We start from the raw sequence: 19,053 nt of genomic DNA on the forward strand, positions 1-19,053 counted from the left end.
GAGTCATGAATATGCGTATAGGAGCGATTGAAGCTGGCGGGACGAAGTTTATATGTGGCATTGGGAATGAAAATGGGAAAATTGAAGATCAGCTTAGTTTCCCAACAGAACATCCTGAGGTGACGTTGCCCAAAGTTATTCAATATTTTCAAGGCAAGCAGGTAGAAGCTATCGGAATTGGATCATTTGGTCCGATCGATATACATCCAAATAGCCCGACATATGGTTATGTTACAACAACACCGAAGCCAGGGTGGGGAAATTACGATATGCTGGGTACTTTGCAGCAAAGCTTCTCGGTTCCCTTTGGATGGGACACGGATGTGAATGCAGCGGCATTCGGTGAAGCTAAATGGGGCGCTGCCCAAGGGCTGTCCAGTTGTTTGTACTATACAGTTGGCACGGGTATTGGTGTCGGTGTGTATTCCGAAGGCAAGCTTATTCATGGTCTTGTGCATCCCGAGGGGGGGCATGTTCTTACGAGACGTCATCCTGACGATGTATTCCCGGGGGGATGTCCCTATCATGGGGATTGCCTAGAAGGGATGGCGGCAGGTCCTGCTATCGAAGCAAGATGGGGGAAGAAGGGGCATGAACTTCCTATGGATCACCTTGCATGGGAAATGGAAGCATTTTATATTGCACAGTCGATTACGGGAGCTATATTGCTTAACTCTCCTCAGAAAATCATTCTGGGTGGCGGTGTTATGCAGCAGTCACAATTGTTTCCACTTATCCGGCAGGCTGTGCTTCAGAACCTGAACGGCTATGTTAGCTCAAGTACGATTTTGGAACACATAGATGATTATATCGTTCCACCAGGTCTAGGCCAACAGGCGGGATTATGCGGCGCTCTGGCTCTTGGACTCACAGCACTGGAAAGTCAGATTTCTGCTCCATTGTAAAAGAATATATAGAGGAGGTCAATGCAGTGATGAATTGGCCTCCTTCTTATTTTTAAAAAGAGGGTGAAGAAGATGAGGAATAAAGGAAAAATTGTATTATGCTTTCTCATGGCCACAGGACTTGTTATGACTTCAGCAGGCCTTTATGTTGCAAATCTCGGTACGGGTTGGGCTGCTCCTATTTTTGAAAGCGTAACCAAAATAAAAACGAACTTAACAGGTTGGCAAATAAAAGGAAAAGGGCAGCTGGTGGATACGCCTGACGGGATCTTACTGACTTCGGAACCAAAAGAAAATGTAATGGCCATCTCCGAAACGGTGTCAGAGGATTTTATTTATGAAGCAGATGTCATGATCAAGGATATGAATGCTGATGCGACCTTGCTTTTCCGTTCTAATGAAGAGGGTTGGAATTCCTATATGCTCCAAATCGTACCGAATGCAGGTATAATCCGCTTACGAGACGCAAGTGGTACTGAAGGGAAATTAAAAGAGGAGCGAAAGATTACTGTGAAGGAAGGAGAGATCTATCATCTTAAGGTCACAGCTGAGGGTTCATCGCTGAAAGTATATTGGGACAATAAATATAAACCTGTGATTGAGGTTCAGGATCAAACGTATCGTACGGGTAAGCTAGGACTCAATGTATGGGATGGTTCTGCTTTGTTCCAAAACATTATCGTAAGTGATCTGAAAGGAAATCTGGGTACTGTGGTTACAAATAAAGGAGAATGGCAGCCTAATATCGGCGGCAAAAAAGGAAGGGGAATAAACCAGAATAAGTCACAGCAAATTTATAATAGGCAAGCTTCTGATTTTGTATATGAAGGAAATATAACCCTTCAATCTGATTCTGTTGCAGCACTCGCATTTCGTTCAACGGCTGATGGAACAAAGGGATATGAAGCTACACTTACAAAGGAAGGAAATCAGGTCCGTTTAAGCTTGACGAAAGCTAACGGAACAACCATTGGAAGTTCACAGCGTATCTATCCAAGTCAGACCGGAGCAAAACATCACGTAGAGATAAGGGCAAATGGAAACAGAATTCAGGTCTTCTTAGACGGGTACACCCCGGCTGCAATTGATCTAACAGATAAAACCTACACCGATGGATATGCAGGAATCGTTGTTAAACAGGGAACAGCTTACTTCCAGGATACCTATGTGACGGATGCCAGCAGTTATTATAATGAAAAATATCGTCCTCAGTATCACTATACGCCAATTCGTGGTTCTGCCAGTGATCCGAATGGACTGGTCTACTTCGAAGGAGAATATCATCTATTTCATCAGGACGGAGGCACATGGGCACATTCTGTCAGTAAAGATATGATGAACTGGAAGCGGCTTCCGATTGCGCTGCCGTGGAATGATCATGGACATGTCTGGTCTGGATCGGCTGTAGCAGATTTGACGAATGCATCAGGCTTGTTCGGAGATTCAGGAGGTAAGGGGCTAATTGCATATTACACTTCCTATAATCCTGATAGTCCGAATGGGAATCAGCGTATCGGTCTTGCTTACAGCAAGGATCAAGGTCGTACTTGGGAATATTCCAAAACGCGACCCATTGTTATCGAGAATCCAGGCGATAATGGAGGGGAGCCCGGAGGTTGGGATTTCCGTGATCCGAAAGTGATTCGTGATAACGACAATAACAGGTGGGTAATGGTTGTATCCGGTGGAGATCATATTCGTTTCTTTACTTCAACGAATCTACTGGATTGGACCCTGACAGATAGTTGGGGATACGGGGATTATGTTCGCGGTGGTGTTTGGGAATGTCCGGATTTGCTTCAACTTTCGGTAGACGGAACATCACAGAAGAAATGGGTTCTGATGATTAGTACAGGAGCGAACTCAAAAACAGGCGGATCAGATGCTGAATATTTTGTGGGTCATTTAACGGCGGAAGGTAAATTCGTAAATGATAATTCAGCAGGGAAAGTATTGCGAACAGATTTTGGAAAAGAATTCTACGCTTCAATGTCTTTTTCGAACATGCCAGATCATCGCAGTGTAATGATGGCATGGATGACAAATTGGGACTATCCGTTTGCTTTTCCAACGACCAACTGGAAAGGCGTTCTGTCTATCCCGAGAGAAGTTACATTGGTAACGACTAAAGATGGGATTCAGCTCGCCCAAAGTCCGATCAAGGAGCTCCAATCGCTGCGTAGTCAGCTGTATTCTACAGCTAATAAAGTCGTGACTCCTTCTTCTCAGAACCTACTGAAAGGGATTACCTCTGGTGCATACGAGATTGAAGCAGAAGTGGAAGTTCCTGCAGGTAGTCAGGTGAGTGAATTTGGCTTTAACGTTCGTGAAAGTGGAAGTAAGCAAACGGTTGTTGGATATAAACCTAGTGAGAGTCAGATTTTTGTGGATCGGTCTGCATCTGGTTTGACGGATTTTTCGAGTTTATTTAGTACAAGACATGAAGCGCCAATGCCAACGGAGAATAAGCGTGTTAAGCTGCGTATCCTTGTAGATGAGTCTTCTGTTGAGGTTTTTGGCAACAACGGTAAAGTTGTTTTGTCTGATGTCATTTTTCCAGATCCAGCCAGCAGGGCTTTAAGCTTTTACACCAAAGGGGGCAACGTAAAAGTCGTATCTCTGAAGGTGAACCGGTTAGGCTCTGTATGGAATCAGGACTCTAATTCTGCTACCAAGATAATGATGGATACAAATGATCGTGAACTGAGCAAGGGGCAAAGCGACACACTCTTGGCAATGATAGAGAATGGAACAGGTAATGGTGCACAGCCGCTGAAATGGAATTCCAGTAACAAAGATGTAGTTGAACTAAACGTGGCAGATAACTCACAGGCAACCATTGTAGGTAAAAAAGAAGGAGAGTCGATCATTACTGTCTCTACTCCAAATGGGAAGACATCAACAAGCATATTAGTTAAGGTAACTGATGGTGAATTTCATACGAACTTAGGTGGATGGACTAAAGATCTTTCTGCAGCCTCTTGGGTCATTAGTGAAAATGGAATTCGTGGAAGTTACTTGAGTGACGCAAATTATGTCGCAGAGAAGCGGGCAGGAGACTTTACTTATGAAGCAGAGATGATGTTAGGTAAATCCGGTGGAGCGGGCTCTATGTTGTTCCGTGCCAGCGAAGATGGACGCAGCGGATACTACTTAAATCTGGATCCGAATATGAAGTCCGTACGTCTCTTTTATAAAATCGAAGGCCGTTTTGAAGAGAGTCAAATGCTGGCGAAAATACCTACGTTCATTCAGCCGGGTCAAACCTATAAAGTGAAAATCGAAGCCAAGGGCCCGCATATTGTGGTTTATGTGGACGGGCAGAAAGTGATCGACCTGCAGGATGGCACTTTTGCAGAAGGTCACTTTGGACTACATGTATTTGGTGGATATGTTTCATATCAAAACGTTAACGTGAGTGGAGAAACACCTGCCAATTTGACCACATCCAGTCTAGTAAATGCAAAGCTACAGAAATCTCTCTACACAGCAAATCTTGCAAATGGTGAAGCGGTTACCTTGAAGGAAACGAATAATTCTACGGATCAGAAGTGGGTATTCGTGCCGACGGGAGATGATGCAGGTTCCTATTCCATTCGTACAACAGCTGGTCAGGCGCTGGATCTCGACACAGGACAAAATAAGATTCAGTTATACCATTATCTTGGATATAACAATCAGCGTTGGATTTTTCACGAGAATGATGATGGTACCATTAGTATTACTTCTGCTTATCATAAGAAAGCGCTGGAAGTATCAGCAGATGGAACGACACTGTCTCTAAGCGAACTTGATCCTACTCTAGATCGACAAAAATGGGTAATTACGAATTAACATGAACCGGGTTCAATTTTATGCAATTCAGTTGATGGACCCGGTGATTTATTATTTAACACTGTCGTATTTAAGGTATGAAGATGAAAACAAGACGACATTAAGGTACAATCATACTTAAAACGAATACCTGATGAATTAATCCATACGTTCATCGAGCAGGGGGGGCTTATGAGAACAGCAAACGCTAACTTAATGAAGGAAATTAACCTTAACAACGTTCGTCAAGTGATGAAACGTATAAATACAGCCACCAAACCCCAGCTGGCGGCACTGACCAAACTGAGCGTAGTAACAGTAAACTCATTAGTCAAGGAGCTGCACGAGTTAGGTGAGCTGTTCGAAGACTTGACTGTACCATCAAACGGCGGTAGGCCAGCACAAACTTATCGCTACAATTACAACTTCAGCCTCGGGCTGGTCATTTATCTGAAGGATAAAGAGGGACAGGTGCTGATTTCAGCCACCATCGTGAATTTGGAGAACGAAATTCTGGCGAAGGATGAACACATCATTCCAGTCTTCGAGAGACAATTTTTTTATGATATTATTGAACACTCTATAGCCTTGTATCCTTCTATCAAGGTTATTGGCATAGGCATTCCGGGTCAGGTTGTCAACGGCGAAATTAAAGTCAGCAGCCACCATGAGCTGACTGGCTCACGGATGATTCAAGAGATTGAGCAGCAATTTGAGTTGCCTATCTTGGTTGAAAATGACGTTAATGCAGCTATTAGCGGATATTGCATGAACCAAGGGGGAGAAGAGAAGCAGTACTTGCTTGGTCTTTACTTTCCAAGCAGGTACCCGCCTGGTATGGGGATCTATCTGAATGGAAAGATCCTTAAAGGCAATCAGGGCATGTCAGGGGAAATAAAATTCCTGCCTGACATGCCTGACTGGAGTCTGGAGATGGGCAAGGACACGTTCATCGATACTACCTGCCGGATTATCCAAACCCTGAATGCAGTTCTTGCTCCGGACAAAATTGTAATATATCAGGATAAGGTGGAGTTAGAAACCTGGACATCTGCTTGGGAAGCTTATCAGCTTCGACATCCAATGCCCATTTATCCACAGATCGTTATGCAAGATACATTTCAAGAAGATTTCGAGGCCGGCCTGCGCTGGTTGACATTGAAGTCATTGGAGCCGGATTTGGTCGAGCTCCATTAAGAGGTTGTCCCATAAGTCATGAGATGAATGACTTATGGGACAAGCCTCTTTTTTTAGGTGATCAATATGAGTATTAATCCAATTGCAGATATGCACTGCAACAAATGATACAGCTCCGGATCAGTGAATGGGTTGCTTGACAAAGGAATGGTTATATCGCATACTTAATTTATAGACTTTATAAAGTATATTTATTAAGTGTATAAATGTATTTCTTTACCCGTGCGGCGAATCATTTTTATCACGAGGGGGAAGCATGCTTGTCTACCTGGTTTTTGATTGTTATATATCTGGCTTTTATCAGTCTAGGACTTCCTGACTCTTTACTTGGCTCGGCATGGCCCGTTATCTGGCCCGAGATTGGTTCATCTCTTGGCTCGGCGGGTATCGTGTCCATGATCATTGCGGGAGGGACCATCGTGTCCAGTCTGTTCAGCAAAAGGATGGTCGAGCGTCTGGGTACGGGTAGAATCACATTGTTCAGTTGTTTCCTTACTGCGGTTGCGCTACTTGGATTTTCCATTGCTCCATCGATGCTCTGGTTTATAGTGTTTGCCATTCCACTTGGTCTTGGGGCGGGAGCGGTGGATGCGGCATTAAATCACTATGTGGCAGAAAACTACAAAGCCCATCATATGAACTGGCTGCACTGCTTTTGGGGTGTGGGGGCAACGATGGGGCCGATGATCATGGCTGTCAATCTTGTGAACTCTCAGTCATGGAGAGGTGGTTATGCAGTTGTTGCGATCATTCAGTTCCTACTCGTGATCATTCTTCTTGTGACGCTACCCCTCTGGAAGCGCGTGGCTACAACGCAGGAGAAACTGCTTTCGAAGGATGGGGAGCTGCTAGAAAATTTTCATGTTGAAGCTGCAGCAACAACGAAGCTACAAACTAACGTACTTCGTTTACGGGGTGTGAGGCCAACGCTCCTTACCTTCCTGCTGTATTGCGGGATAGAAACGATTGTCGGGCTCTGGGGTGCTAGTTACCTGGTCAGTACAAGAGAGGTCACAGCTGATGTGGCTGCACGTTGGATTTCCTTATACTATGGTGGCATCACAGTTGGCAGGTTAACAACTGGATTCATCGCATTAAAGGTTCATAACCGCTTTCTTATCCGTTACGGTCAGCTGGTAACCATTGTAGGTGGTGTAATACTTTTATTACCGCTGTATTCGTCCTTATCGCTGTTCGGATTCCTCTTGATCGGTATCGGTCTGGCGCCTATCTATCCGGGTCTTCTGCATGAAACACCTTCCCGATTTGGCAGAGAGAATTCAGCCCGATTGATAGGCTACCAAATGGCTGTAGCGTACACGGGAACAACATTAATTCCACCACTGTTCGGATTTTTAGCTGTACACACAAGCCTAGATCTATTCCCCTTTGTTGTGTTTACCCTACTAACATTGATGTTTTTGAGTACAGAGACGATTAATAGATTGCTGATAAAACCCACGCAAGGGAGGGGATGAAGAGATGGTTTATATCATTTTATGCGCAATCATCTGGGTAGGAGTGTATTTGAATCTAGCCGCATCAAAGGAATCGATGGATGTAAAGCCTATTCGTTCCGTGAATGATCTGTTTGAATAACCAAGGAGCAACGTAAAAAGCATCTGATCCTAGATCAAATGCTTTTTTTGATAGTGCAAAGACTATATCGTTTCAATTGCAACACCCCAAACCATTCCGTTACAGGCGGAAGAGCTTGGGGTGTTGCACTTTATATAGCGCTTATAATTATAAATGGAGTAAAACTATTGGTTTTGTGAAATATAGTGACTTACTGTTTCTTTTGAAGCAGGAAAATATACATATATATTGAATACAAAACAACAAAGAGGGAGGATGAAAATGTCATACAGAGCCAATGCATTACGTTCGTCATTAACCCTAGCTGTTCCAATTATTTTAGACAGGCATTACCATTCTATAACTATGAAAAATATCGAATCCACTTGGTTTGTAGAGACGCATAAGGAATTGTTAGATTCAACATTCAGCACGATATTAATGAGTATGATAGAAGGACTGTTCTTGGATTCCTTTGATTACGACCAATACCTAAACTTACTAGAAAAAAAGGGCTTTGAACAAGGGGTTTATACTGCAGAAATATTTGGCGATCATTTTGATATCTTACTTGAAATGAGCAAGGATTTAAACTTAATCGCTCAGAATATTATGTTTAAGATCATTGAAGAGATAGAAGATGATTCTACGACCCGATTGTTTTTTTATAATCGTTTAATGGAAAGCAACTGGACTGGTTTTACGGGCTTTGCAACGGGTTATTTATCTAATAAAAATCAAGAAATTGATAATTTGCATGAACAAAAAATTGCAGTTATGGGACAAATGGCTGCTGGTATGGCACATGAAATACGGAATCCGCTTGCTTCGATTAAAGGATTTGCCCAGCTTGTAAACAACAGGCTATATGAACCGGAGATCAAGGCGGATGAATTGCGTGCGTATCTGGATATAACCATCAATGAGATTGATGCTCTGAATGGATTAGTAACAGACTTCTTAGTATTAGCTCGAAAAGGTGATAGTACGAAGAATAATGGCGTAGTATTTAACGTTATTGAAGTTATACATAGAGTTAATAACATCGTAAATCAACTCATACTTAGTGATGATATTATTCTTTCCGTGGAGTATTCTCTAGAGAAAGTAATGACGTATGGAAACCCCTCTCAACTAGAACAGGTAATCCTTAACATTTTAAAAAATAGTATCGATTCATTCACAGCATTTAGAGGCAGAATAGACATTACAGTTAGCACCGCTAATGACACTAACGAAATTATACTTATTTTTAAAGACAATGGAGAAGGAATTCCACTGGATAAACTAAATCGAATATTTGACCCTTTCTTTACAACCAAGCAAAAAGGGACAGGAATTGGATTATCAATTTGTAAACAATTAATAGAAATGTATGGGGGACAAATTAAGGTAGACTCAGAAGTTCAGGTAGGTACTAGCGTGATGGTCACTTTACCTTGGGCAAATGATTATCACATTTGAGGCTACGAACAATTTGAATGATTGAAGGGGACTGCTTACTTCCAGGATACCTATGTGACGGATGCCAGCAGTTATTATAATGAAAGTTTTAAGTATAATACGTTATCTTCTTCTGCTTCTTATAGGCTAAAGGTGTCATGTTCATTGATTTTCTAAATTGACCGATGAAATAGCTTGTGCTATTAAATCCTATCTGATAGGCAACATCCGTAATATTATATTCGGGTTGTTGCAGTAAAATAAGGCTTTTTTGAATACGGTACTCCATCAAATAATTCATAGGTGTCTTCTTTAGAAAGCGTTTAAAATATCGGCAACATTCGGACCGGCTTAATTGCCCAGCCCTTGCGATATCCTCTAAAATGATTTTTTCAGCAAAATGGATATGGATCCAATGCAGCATTTGCTTCATTCTGTGGTTCTTCAACATATCTGCTTCTTTGTACTCTAATTTAAAACCGCTAACCACCAAGCTTCTCCATATGTGAGTTAACTGCATTGTAATATCTATTTCATATAATGCTGGACTTTGATCGATCAGCCGGTCAATTTCCAAAATCGCATCAAGGATGTTTTTTGCCCAACTTTCCCTTGCGGACAGGATGATATAGGATAAGTTAGTTGCTTCGATATAAGGATATACATAAGTCCGAAAGAGCTCTTGAGAGAGAACGAAACTAGGCGAAACATTTAAGCAAATATACTCACATTGTGAGTGGTTATCATCTTTTGCCAGGTGCAGGCAACCGCTATTAATAAAAATTCCGTCACCTACTTCCAGCTTCACTTTTTCTTCTTGGATCTGAAAAATGGCTTGACCCTTCATGATAACAACAAATTGAAACTCTTCATGCCAGTGCATAGGGATATATCCATTTAGGTTTTGACGAATAGTTGTGCGATAGCATGCGATAGGTAAGACTGTAGTTCGATGTTCTGTCAGCTCTTTAAAATTTTGACCAATCTTAAAGTTTTTCGTTTGCATCCATATTACCTCAAATCTCAATATGCTTATATTTTATGATTTGATCCTAGTATATATTTAAAGCTTTCCTCTTTATTATAGTGTAAGTAAGCTACTTTTATAATACTTTGATGGAGAGTTGACATATGAATAAAGGAAGAGGAATATTTTTCATCATTACTGGAGCGGTTTTTTGGGGAATCGGAGGAACGGTTGCAAAAAAGCTATTCCAACAATACGGCATCGATATGGGCTGGTTCGTTACAATCCGTCTACTCATCGCAGGATTACTGCTTCTAATTGTTCACATTTTTAAAAAAGGTCATACTGAAATTTTTGAGATCTGGAAAGATAAAAAATTATCATTTCAACTTTTAATTTTTGGATTAGTGGGTATGCTTGGGGTTCAATATACCTATATGGCTTCGATAGAAAGTGGAAACGCTGCTGTAGCTACGTTATTGCAATATTTAGCTCCTGTAATGATTATTTTATACTTATTAGCCCGCAAACAATCAATTCCCACAAGGAAAGATATGTATACAGTTTCACTCGCTTTGCTGGGTTGTTTTTTCTTGTTAACTAATGGCTCATTGTCTCAATTATCTGTACCCTCTGATGCAGTTGTTTGGGGAATACTATCCGGGATTGCCCTTGCATTCTATACCTTGTATGCTGTTCGCTTTCTTGAAAAATATGACTCAGTAGTCATTGTTGGCTGGGCGATGCTGATTGGAGGAGTTGCGTTAAGTTTTGTTCACCCTCCTTGGCAGATGAATATTAAAGGCTTACCGTTAGAAGCCTGCTTATATTTGATATTCGTCATCGTTTTTGGAACGATGCTGGCCTTTTGGTTTTATATTGAAAGCTTAAACAGCTTATCTCCCAAAGAGTCCAGTCTTTTGGGAAGCTTGGAACCGTTGGCGGCCGTATTAACAACCGTATTTTGGTTAAAGGAGCCTTTGGGATGGTTCCAATGGATTGGAACGTTTTGCATCCTTGCAATGATTCTTGTCTTAGCTTTTAATAGAGATACTTCATCAAATAGGTGATAGGTAATTATGGCATATCTTGAATAATGATTAAATGATGTGAAATGATATAGAAATATTTTTTCTGCAGGACAGCAAGTAAGCTTTCTTTAAAATGGTCTAAGTTAAATGAGGTGCACAATGAATCGAATTTTACTGGTTGAAGATGATGAAAACTTGGCATTTGGTATCGAATATACCTTAACGAGTGAAGGTTATACGGTCGTAGTTGCTGGTAGCATAAAAGAAGCCAGAAAAGCATTAAAGACAGTTGCCGTCGATTTAATTTTGTTAGACGTCAATTTACCTGATGGCTCAGGGTATGACCTATGCAGAGAAATCAGGGTATCCTCTCAGAACCCCATCATATTCTTGACGGCTTTGGATGAAGAGGCAAATGTTGTTGCCGGTCTGGACTTGGGAGCGGATGATTATATGACCAAACCAATCCGAACCAAAGAACTTATCTCCAGAATGAAAGCCGTATTAAGGCGCAAACCCAAGCTTAAGGATGAAGTGGATAGATGGATATCTGATGATATTGAAGTTCGGGTTCTCGAAGGAACTGTTCATAAACACAATCAAGAGCTTTTGTTAACTGGGCTGGAATATCGATTGCTGTTGATGTTAATGACTCACCCCAAACAAATTTGCAGCAGAAGCAGCATCCTTAACAGTCTATGGGATATGTCAGGAGATTTCATTGATGACAACACCCTTTCGGTCCATATCAGAAGGTTAAGAGAGAAAATTGAGGATAATCCTGCTGCTCCGAAATATATTATTACTGTACGAGGGGTTGGATATAAATGGAATGCAACTGTTATAGGACGATAAAGCATGAATGAATTTGTCCGAAATCCAGAGTGGAAGTCTATCGTCGTTAAAGTCATTATAATGCAAGTTATGTTAGCGGTTCTTATGTTCTTTTTTATGAGTCATCAAGTCGACCAGATAAATAAGGCCGTGGTTAATCAGAATGCTGCGCTGATAGGTTTCGTTTTGAAGCAAGTTCCTCAGTTAGAAAACGAGATTATTCCTTTTATCACTCAAGGGGCGAAAGAAAATGAAATCTTAGAGGGAAAACGAATTCTGGCGCAATATGCCTATAAGGAAGATATGTCCGAAAGAGATCAGCCTGTACTCGCGAATAATGCTTTACCCTTGATAACAGCAAGTCAAGTTTTGCTATTAAGTATTCCATTTCTACTGTTATTGTTATGGGAATACCGCAAAATATTTAGCAAAATTCGAACCATATCCTTTGCCGCGGAGCTAGTTGTCGAACATCATTTTGATAAGCAACTTCCGGAAAACGATGAAGGGGACTTTGGCGCATTAGGACGGAACTTTAATGCGATGGCTGAAAGGTTACACAACAGTCTTGGGCAACTCAAACAAGAAAAAACATTTCTGCGCAACCTGCTCTCCGATATTTCACATCAACTCAAAACACCTCTAGCATCCCTCATCGTTTTTAATGAAAATTTGCTGAATGACCCTCATATGAAAAAAGAAATGAGAATGAAGTTTCTGGAACGGAGCCGACAGCAGCTAGAGCGAATGGAATGGCTGATCATTAGTCTATTGAAGCTGGCACGAGTAGAAGCCGGAGCAATTAAGTTTCGTAGGGAACGCATCCTGGTAAGGGAAGTGATCGATCATGCGGTTCATTCGCTGCGAATATTATCCGAGGGAAGAACGCAGAAGATCCGCATATATGGCGACCAACAAATGTACGTTTGGGCAGATGAAGAGTGGCTGACTGAAGCTTTTATAAATTTAATTAAAAATGCACTGGAGCATTCGCCAACAGAGAGCAAAATTGATATTACTTTAGAAGAAAATTCATTGTTTAAAACGATACACATTCAAGATCATGGGGAAGGCATTTCCCCAGAAGATTTGCCTCACATATTTGAGCGGTTTTATCGAGGCGGAAGCACAACAAAGTCACAAAGTATTGGCATTGGCCTATCTTTATCTAAGTCCATTATTGAAGAACAGGGTGGTATAATTACCGTTGCTAGTGAACCAGGGCAAGGGGCGAAATTCAGAATTTCGTTTAATAAAGGGGATAGATAAGGGGAAGCTTACGATAACGTAAGCTTCCCCTTCACTTTATTGTAAGCTTGCATGTTTATAATAACAAACATGCAAAGTGAAGATAAGCTCAGGAGGAAAACAAAGTGGAGATACTGAAAACTGTGAATTTATGCAAAACTTATGGAAGTGCAGAGGCGAAGGTGGATGCTATAAAAAACGTCAATTTCTCCGCTCAAAAGGGGGAATTTGTTGCTATCGTGGGGGCAAGTGGATCAGGAAAGAGTACTTTAATGCACCTTTTAGGTGGAGTAGACCAGCCATCTAGTGGACAGGTCATCATTGATGGAACAGATCTTTATGCCAAAAGCGAAACGGAACTCGCCATATTCCGAAGACGAAAAATAGGCTTTATTTTTCAATCCTACAATCTGATTCCGGTTCTATCCACGGAGGAAAATATCAAATTACCGATGTTATTGGAGAACAAAAAAGTAGATGAAGGCTATGTGCAGGAACTGATGGGTATCTTAGGTTTGTCTAAACGAAAACACCATCTTCCATCCGAATTGTCAGGTGGACAACAGCAAAGAACGGCCATTGGCCGTGCGCTAATTAATAAACCTTCGATTATTTTAGCGGATGAACCTACCGGAAATCTGGATAGTAAAAGCAGTAAAGAAATAATGGAATTACTTGTGTTTTCTGTGAAAAAATACAATCAGACGTTGATCATGATTACCCACGATCTGGATATTGCTAAAACTGCAGATCGAGTGGTAAGAATTGAAGACGGAATACTTCACCAACCAAATGAGGTGAGTGAACGTTGAAAAGCTACACAGCTCTAACTGGAAAATACTTAAAGGGTCAGAAAAAAAGAACGCTGCTTACGATCTTCGGTATTATCTTGTCGGTTACACTGCTTACGTCCATTGGAACGATCGGGATGAGTTATTGGGATAAATCAATCAGACAAACTATGCGGGACTTCGGAGATTATCACGTCTCCTTCAATGGCATTTCAGGAGAAGCGGTCTCGAAAGTGAAAAATAATTCATCCGTAAAAAGTGCTGGCATCATTAGTAGAGAAGGATATACTGTCATTAAGGAAACAACAGAGAAGGAAAAACGGGAAGATCCTTATGCCGCACCCTACCGGTACATGAATGTTAAGGGATATGATGCAAATGCAATAAACATGCTTCAGGTACAGCTCGACTCGGGAAGGATGCCTAAAAATCCTAATGAAATTGTCCTTTCATCACCGAGTTTGAGTTACTTTTCAGAAAAACCGAAACTTGGCGATACGATATATCTGAAGCTTGGGCTTCGGAAGGTTGCGTCCACCGGAGAAGACATAAAAATTAACGGACTTGGTGATTTTGGTTGGGATCTTGACGAAGCCTTCCAAGCTCAATCCCAAAAAGAATATACCATCGTCGGTTTTATGAAGCCGCCAACGGGGAATTGGTCTTCCAGTTACATCTTTCCTGCTATTACTTTCGATGATCACAAGACCATCGACAACAATAAAAAGCACTTCGTTTACGTTAAAATGAAATCTTTGAATGACATTCAGAAGAAAACGGAAGACATGATGTCCTCACTCTCTTTGCAGATGGATAAAGTCGAGGTCGGTTCTGCCCAGCAACTGGGAAAGGATTATTCCAGGATGAACGTGAGAATAGAGTACAACAACGAACTGCTTAAATTGTATGGCAAGAGCACTTATGAGGGTGTGAATCACAGCTTAATCCTCGCGTTCGCTGCTATCATTACAATTATTATGACTTGCACGATTGCCGTAATTTATAATACTTTCCATATTTCTGTACTGGAACGGATTTCACAATTTGGCATGTTGAGATGCATCGGAGCTACACCAACCCAAATTCGTAAAATTGTGATGCAAGAAGCGACGCTGCTGAGTTTAATCGGCATACCCATCGGGCTTCTTACAGGAACCCTTTTTATGAAGTTATTGTTCTACTATATCAGTTTGTTAACGTTAGGTTTCTTAAAGGATATGAGAATGGTCATTTCCATGCCGATTCTGATCTCAGCCGGGGTGTTGGGCTTGCTGAGCGTATTTATTTCCGCCATTCGACCAGCAAAACAAGCAGCTCGCGTATCTCCCCTAGAAGCGCTTAAAAGTACAGGGGGAACGAAGGTTGAACATATCACAAAGGTCAAAAAGGCCCTTTTTGTTAAAAAGCTATTTGGCTTCGTAGGGCAGTTCGCCAGCAGAAATTTACAGCGGAACAAGAATCGTTTCCGTATCACAGCCTTTTCCATGATTATTAGCATAATTTTATTTATTGTCTTTAGTGGATTGGTTGAGTTCATGCAGCAATCAACACAGGTCTCAGGTGCGCAGTATTCTTATTCGATTTCCTACGATGGTCCTTCAAAACGCATAGATGATACGGTGTATCAGCATGTTGCCCAGCTTGATGCTGTTGAGCAGGTCTATAAATTTTACAGTAATCAAGTAATGGCAATTATCCCTAAAGATAAGGTCAATCCCAAATATTATGAATTAAGAAAAGATCGATATGTCGTTGATGATGGAGAGGGATATCGAACAAGTAATAACTCCTTTGTGTCCTATGGGGACAATGGATTGGATGATCTGCAATCAAAACTCACGTCCGGGAAGATCGACAAGGAGCAAATGGACCGGGAGAACGGCGTTATCATACAACAAAAAATAAGTGTGCTTACGGATGAAGGAAAACAGCTGATTATCGATTCAACCCAATTTAAAGTTGGGGACCGCATCAAAGTTCGAACATTTGACAGAAGCCAAAAAGGATACCAAACCGTGACAGTGGTAGGAATCGCCGATCATGATTTGTTGTCGGAGAAATATAACGGTAGTGAAGTTCTTTCTTTCATTACGACTCCTAAAGTATATTCCAATATTATGGGTACCGACGCGTATTCCAGAATGTTTATTCTTGCTAATCCTGATGTATCGAACCAAGCAATCACGGACTATTTAAAATTATTAAATGTTAAAGACGCTGGATTTAACTATCTTGATCGAGTGACGGAGGTTGCTCAAGCTAAAAACGATGCAATAACTTTCAGTATTTTGCTTTACGGTTTTATAGGTGTTATCGTTTTAATTGCTTTCCTGAATATTATCAATACAGTAAGTACGAATCTTATTCTTCGTACAAAAGAATTTGCAACCCTTAAGGCCATCGGCATGACCCAGCATGAAGTAAGGAAAATGATTATTTTAGAAGGCATATTTTATGGTTTGTTTGCCGGCGTTATCGGAATTATCATAGGTACGTGTCTGAATTACGGAATACACTTCCTTTTTGGAGGTGCTTTGGATACAGATTGGGTGTTCCCGTGGTACAGTATCGGCATCGCTTTTGCCGGTTCGATGATTACAACCTTCCTCGCAACGATTGGGCCGATGTACAGATTGAATAAAGTGAGTATCGTTGATGCTCTACGGAGGGAAAATTAGGGAGGAGCATATCTTTCGGCTTGGGTGAATTTGATGGTGCTCAATTTTGCAGTATTGCAAAATTGGGCACTTTTTAGGTGCGCTAGGCATTCGCTACAAGTTTGGCGGAAATCACATTTAAGGCAGGAGATCCGCCGGATGAGCTTGCTTAACAAAGCAAAGTCCAATACTTTCTAAATCCCATGATGTAAATAGGTTAAATAGTCCCTAATATTAGAATACGCCAATGCAGATTATAATGCCAAACCTGCGTATTTATTAGCGGTGCGGGTATTCAAACATAAAGTAGTTTAATTGCCTGATAACGTTACAGGGTTTAGAAGCGACTTATCTGCGGATGGGTTACTTTTTTTCATCTCTCTACGTATCACTAAGTTGTATCTCTTTTTCTTTTACAAACTTCTCCAGCACTCTAAAATCCTCGGTAACCTTTTTAAAGGGTAAAGAGTCCAGTGCCTTATCCCTGTAATCCTTTTTCGCAGCAGCAGACAGACGGGAATCAAGTATGCTGAGTACACCAAGGTCAGTCTCACTACGGATCAGTCGCCCGGTTCCTTGTCTTAACCGAAGCAGCATGTCCGGTACAAAAACGTCATTTAAGGGATTCTTTGCCAAAGATGCTTTATATTCATAGACAGGATCGGAAGGAACAGGGAAGGGCAGACGGAAAATAATTAACTGCGACAAATCAGAACCTTCGATATTCACGCCTTCCCAGAATACACCGGTACTAAGTAGGACGCCTTTACTGCCACGAAATTCAGCGATCACTCCGTCCTGAGACGATCCTTCTCTTTGAACATGCACCGCCCATGCAAGCTTCTCGGATTTTAACTTATTATGAATGTATCTCATATCTTCCTTCGCTGAAAAAAGAACCAATGTCCGTCCGTCCGTTAAATTACAGAGCCTCAGCATTTCCTTGTATGCCGCTTCAAGATAACCTACCTTGTTCTGATGGTTGTAGTAAGGGATATCTTTAGCAATATACAGCATGGTGTGGTTGTCATAATCAAACGGCGAAGCCTGGCGCTCCATATAATCTCCCTTGTAACCGAGCGACTGCGTCAGATATGCATATTGTTCCTCTAGTGTTTCCCCGGTTTGGCACATGGTGGCTGACGTTAAAATAACAGATGTCTTCCCGTTAAATAAGGTATACCTAAGAAACTGGCTTATGCCTTTAGGGCAGATACTAATAGTGGCCTCACGCTGGGTATTGCTTCCCCAAATCAGGTAGCTATCCAGTACTCCGGCGAGTACATCAAAGAGATCTATAAGTCCGTTCATTGCTTCAAAAAGATTATCGATCTCTCGCTCATGCTTGGAAGTTAAGACGGATAAGCTGAGACTAAACTCTTTCAAAACCTGAGTCCCCCGCTTTAACGGAATCCCTGTGATCTCCGACACTTTTATCCGGTCATTATCTTGCTTGGCTGTTTGCAGCAAATCCGCCTCTACCTGTTTGAAAATATGACCCACGCATCTTTTTAAAAATTTAAATTGCGGTAAAAGGCCGTTATCTGCGGATTGTTTGAAGAGAATCTGTAAGGTGTCATCCAGAATACGGCAGGTTCCCCGGTATGTAAACTCGAGCGTTCTAGCATCTCTAACCTTTGCTTCCAGATTATGAGCTTCATCAATTACGATCAGAGCTGGCCGTTCAGTGATTAATCCCTTCGTTCCTTCTTTTTTCTTGATCAAATCACGGATGAGCAGGTCCTGGTTGACAATAATAAAATCCATGTCGCTGGCGTCGGCGTTAATCTTTGCTCTCATTTCGTAAAATGAACAGGTGCTTTTATAATGGCATCGTTCAAATTTACAATCATTCACACAAACATTAGACCATACTGCATCACTAACCCCGCCCTTAATATCTGCTCGCTCATCAATGTCATAATTTACAATACGCTGGGCGAGCGCAGACAGAGGAGAGCTTGAATCATCAGGTTGTAAAAGGTCTGTTGCCCTGTATCGGCAAGCATATTGCCCCATGCCTTTTCCGACTACGGAGCGAACCGATGTAAATCCGAGCCGGCTTCCAATGAATCTCAGATCTTTATGAATCTGTTCTGAAAGCTGTATGGAGGATGTTGCAATAATGATCGGTTGCCTTGAGACTTGGTTAATGAGCAGGCTGGGAATGAGGTATGCAAAGGACTTACCGATGCCGACTCCAGCTTCAATCATTGCGTTTCTACCATCAATATAAGCATCAGCGATATCCAGAGACATATCTTGCTGGCCGATCCGCTCTTTAAGTCCAATCCTGGGAAATCTATCATACATCCGAAAGATGGCATTGACTAAAGAGGGTTCAATGTCCTTTTTTAGCTCCCGCTTCTGTAATTTATATAGATCACTTAACCAGCTAATAACGACCGCCCCATTTCACTATCAATTTTCTTCCAGTCCCAGTTTTTTGGGTGAGGTTGTAATTATCGTAGATGAAGCGCTAACAGTCAAGTGTCAGAATATAAAATAATGATTTTAAACCCTTGGTCATCTAATCATAATACAGATGCTTTAATCTAGATCTGTAAATGACAGAAGAACAGCGATTCT

12 protein-coding genes are annotated in these 19,053 nt (G+C 41.4%); 10 read left to right on the top strand and 2 right to left on the bottom strand.

The features are described from left to right. The first annotated feature begins 11 nt into the window (after nt 1-11). The 5 genes from MHB64_RS07180 (at nt 12) to MHB64_RS07200 (ending at nt 8,957) form a co-directional block, all read left to right on the top strand. A complete protein-coding gene (locus tag MHB64_RS07180) occupies nt 12-905 on the top strand; it encodes an ROK family protein (RefSeq protein ID WP_094872207.1) in 894 nt (297 codons plus the stop codon). Between the two features lie 108 nt (nt 906-1,013). Then, nucleotides 1,014-4,739, top strand: coding sequence for a GH32 C-terminal domain-containing protein (locus MHB64_RS07185; protein ID WP_341134049.1), 3,726 nt, complete (start codon nt 1,014-1,016; stop codon nt 4,737-4,739). A 195-nt stretch (nt 4,740-4,934) separates the two neighbouring features. Next, entirely contained in the window at nt 4,935-5,915 is a 981-nt protein-coding gene (locus MHB64_RS07190; RefSeq protein ID WP_445671628.1) for an ROK family protein, read from the top strand. 260 nt (nt 5,916-6,175) lie between these two features. Beyond that, nucleotides 6,176-7,393: an MFS transporter gene (locus MHB64_RS07195; protein ID WP_179281670.1), complete on the top strand. Its 1,218-nt coding sequence runs from the start codon at nt 6,176-6,178 to the stop codon at nt 7,391-7,393. 382 nt (nt 7,394-7,775) lie between these two features. Next, the gene (locus tag MHB64_RS07200; protein ID WP_179281671.1) at nt 7,776-8,957 is read left to right on the top strand and encodes a sensor histidine kinase; all 1,182 of its coding nucleotides are present in this window, start codon (nt 7,776-7,778) and stop codon (nt 8,955-8,957) included. Nucleotides 8,958-9,045: 88 nt separating this feature from the next. On the opposite strand, the gene MHB64_RS07205 is transcribed toward MHB64_RS07200, so the two are convergent. Continuing rightward, a complete protein-coding gene (locus tag MHB64_RS07205; RefSeq protein WP_341134051.1) occupies nt 9,046-9,942 on the bottom strand; it encodes an AraC family transcriptional regulator in 897 nt (298 codons plus the stop codon). A 125-nt stretch (nt 9,943-10,067) separates the two neighbouring features. Between MHB64_RS07205 and MHB64_RS07210 the strand changes: the two genes are divergently transcribed. From MHB64_RS07210 to MHB64_RS07230, 5 genes are all read left to right on the top strand, one after another. Beyond that, entirely contained in the window at nt 10,068-10,973 is a 906-nt protein-coding gene (locus tag MHB64_RS07210) for a DMT family transporter (protein ID WP_341134052.1), read from the top strand. A gap of 120 nt (nt 10,974-11,093) precedes the next feature. After that, nucleotides 11,094-11,789 carry a response regulator transcription factor gene (locus MHB64_RS07215; RefSeq protein WP_094872219.1) on the top strand — a complete coding sequence of 232 codons (696 nt, stop codon included), beginning with the start codon at nt 11,094-11,096 and terminating at the stop codon, nt 11,787-11,789. A 3-nt stretch (nt 11,790-11,792) separates the two neighbouring features. Next, nucleotides 11,793-13,037: a HAMP domain-containing sensor histidine kinase gene (locus MHB64_RS07220; RefSeq protein WP_341134053.1), complete on the top strand. Its 1,245-nt coding sequence runs from the start codon at nt 11,793-11,795 to the stop codon at nt 13,035-13,037. A 104-nt stretch (nt 13,038-13,141) separates the two neighbouring features. Continuing rightward, nucleotides 13,142-13,828: an ABC transporter ATP-binding protein gene (locus MHB64_RS07225; RefSeq protein ID WP_094872222.1), complete on the top strand. Its 687-nt coding sequence runs from the start codon at nt 13,142-13,144 to the stop codon at nt 13,826-13,828. Then, nucleotides 13,825-16,485: an ABC transporter permease gene (locus MHB64_RS07230; RefSeq protein WP_341134054.1), complete on the top strand. Its 2,661-nt coding sequence runs from the start codon at nt 13,825-13,827 to the stop codon at nt 16,483-16,485. The genes MHB64_RS07225 and MHB64_RS07230 overlap by 4 nt, the downstream gene beginning before the upstream one ends. A 360-nt stretch (nt 16,486-16,845) precedes the next feature. Here MHB64_RS07230 and MHB64_RS07235 read toward each other — a convergent pair whose 3' ends face one another. Continuing rightward, nucleotides 16,846-18,777: an ATP-dependent DNA helicase gene (locus tag MHB64_RS07235; protein WP_341134055.1), complete on the bottom strand. Its 1,932-nt coding sequence runs from the start codon at nt 18,775-18,777 to the stop codon at nt 16,846-16,848. Nucleotides 18,778-19,053 lie beyond the last annotated feature (276 nt).

Source organism: Paenibacillus sp. FSL K6-2859, assembly GCF_038008265.1.
Lineage (GTDB): Bacteria > Bacillota > Bacilli > Paenibacillales > Paenibacillaceae > Paenibacillus_AQ > Paenibacillus_AQ nitricinens.

Coding starts and splice junctions, on each gene's coding strand:
- MHB64_RS07180 (WP_094872207.1), top strand. CDS start 12: ATGCGTATAGGAGCGATTGAAGCTGGCGGGACGAAGTTTATATGTGGC.
- MHB64_RS07185 (WP_341134049.1), top strand. CDS start 1,014: ATGGCCACAGGACTTGTTATGACTTCAGCAGGCCTTTATGTTGCAAAT.
- MHB64_RS07190 (WP_445671628.1), top strand. CDS start 4,935: ATGAAGGAAATTAACCTTAACAACGTTCGTCAAGTGATGAAACGTATA.
- MHB64_RS07200 (WP_179281671.1), top strand. CDS start 7,776: ATGTCATACAGAGCCAATGCATTACGTTCGTCATTAACCCTAGCTGTT.
- MHB64_RS07205 (WP_341134051.1), bottom strand. CDS start 9,942: ATGCAAACGAAAAACTTTAAGATTGGTCAAAATTTTAAAGAGCTGACA.
- MHB64_RS07210 (WP_341134052.1), top strand. CDS start 10,068: ATGAATAAAGGAAGAGGAATATTTTTCATCATTACTGGAGCGGTTTTT.
- MHB64_RS07215 (WP_094872219.1), top strand. CDS start 11,094: ATGAATCGAATTTTACTGGTTGAAGATGATGAAAACTTGGCATTTGGT.
- MHB64_RS07220 (WP_341134053.1), top strand. CDS start 11,793: ATGAATGAATTTGTCCGAAATCCAGAGTGGAAGTCTATCGTCGTTAAA.
- MHB64_RS07235 (WP_341134055.1), bottom strand. CDS start 18,777: ATGTATGATAGATTTCCCAGGATTGGACTTAAAGAGCGGATCGGCCAG.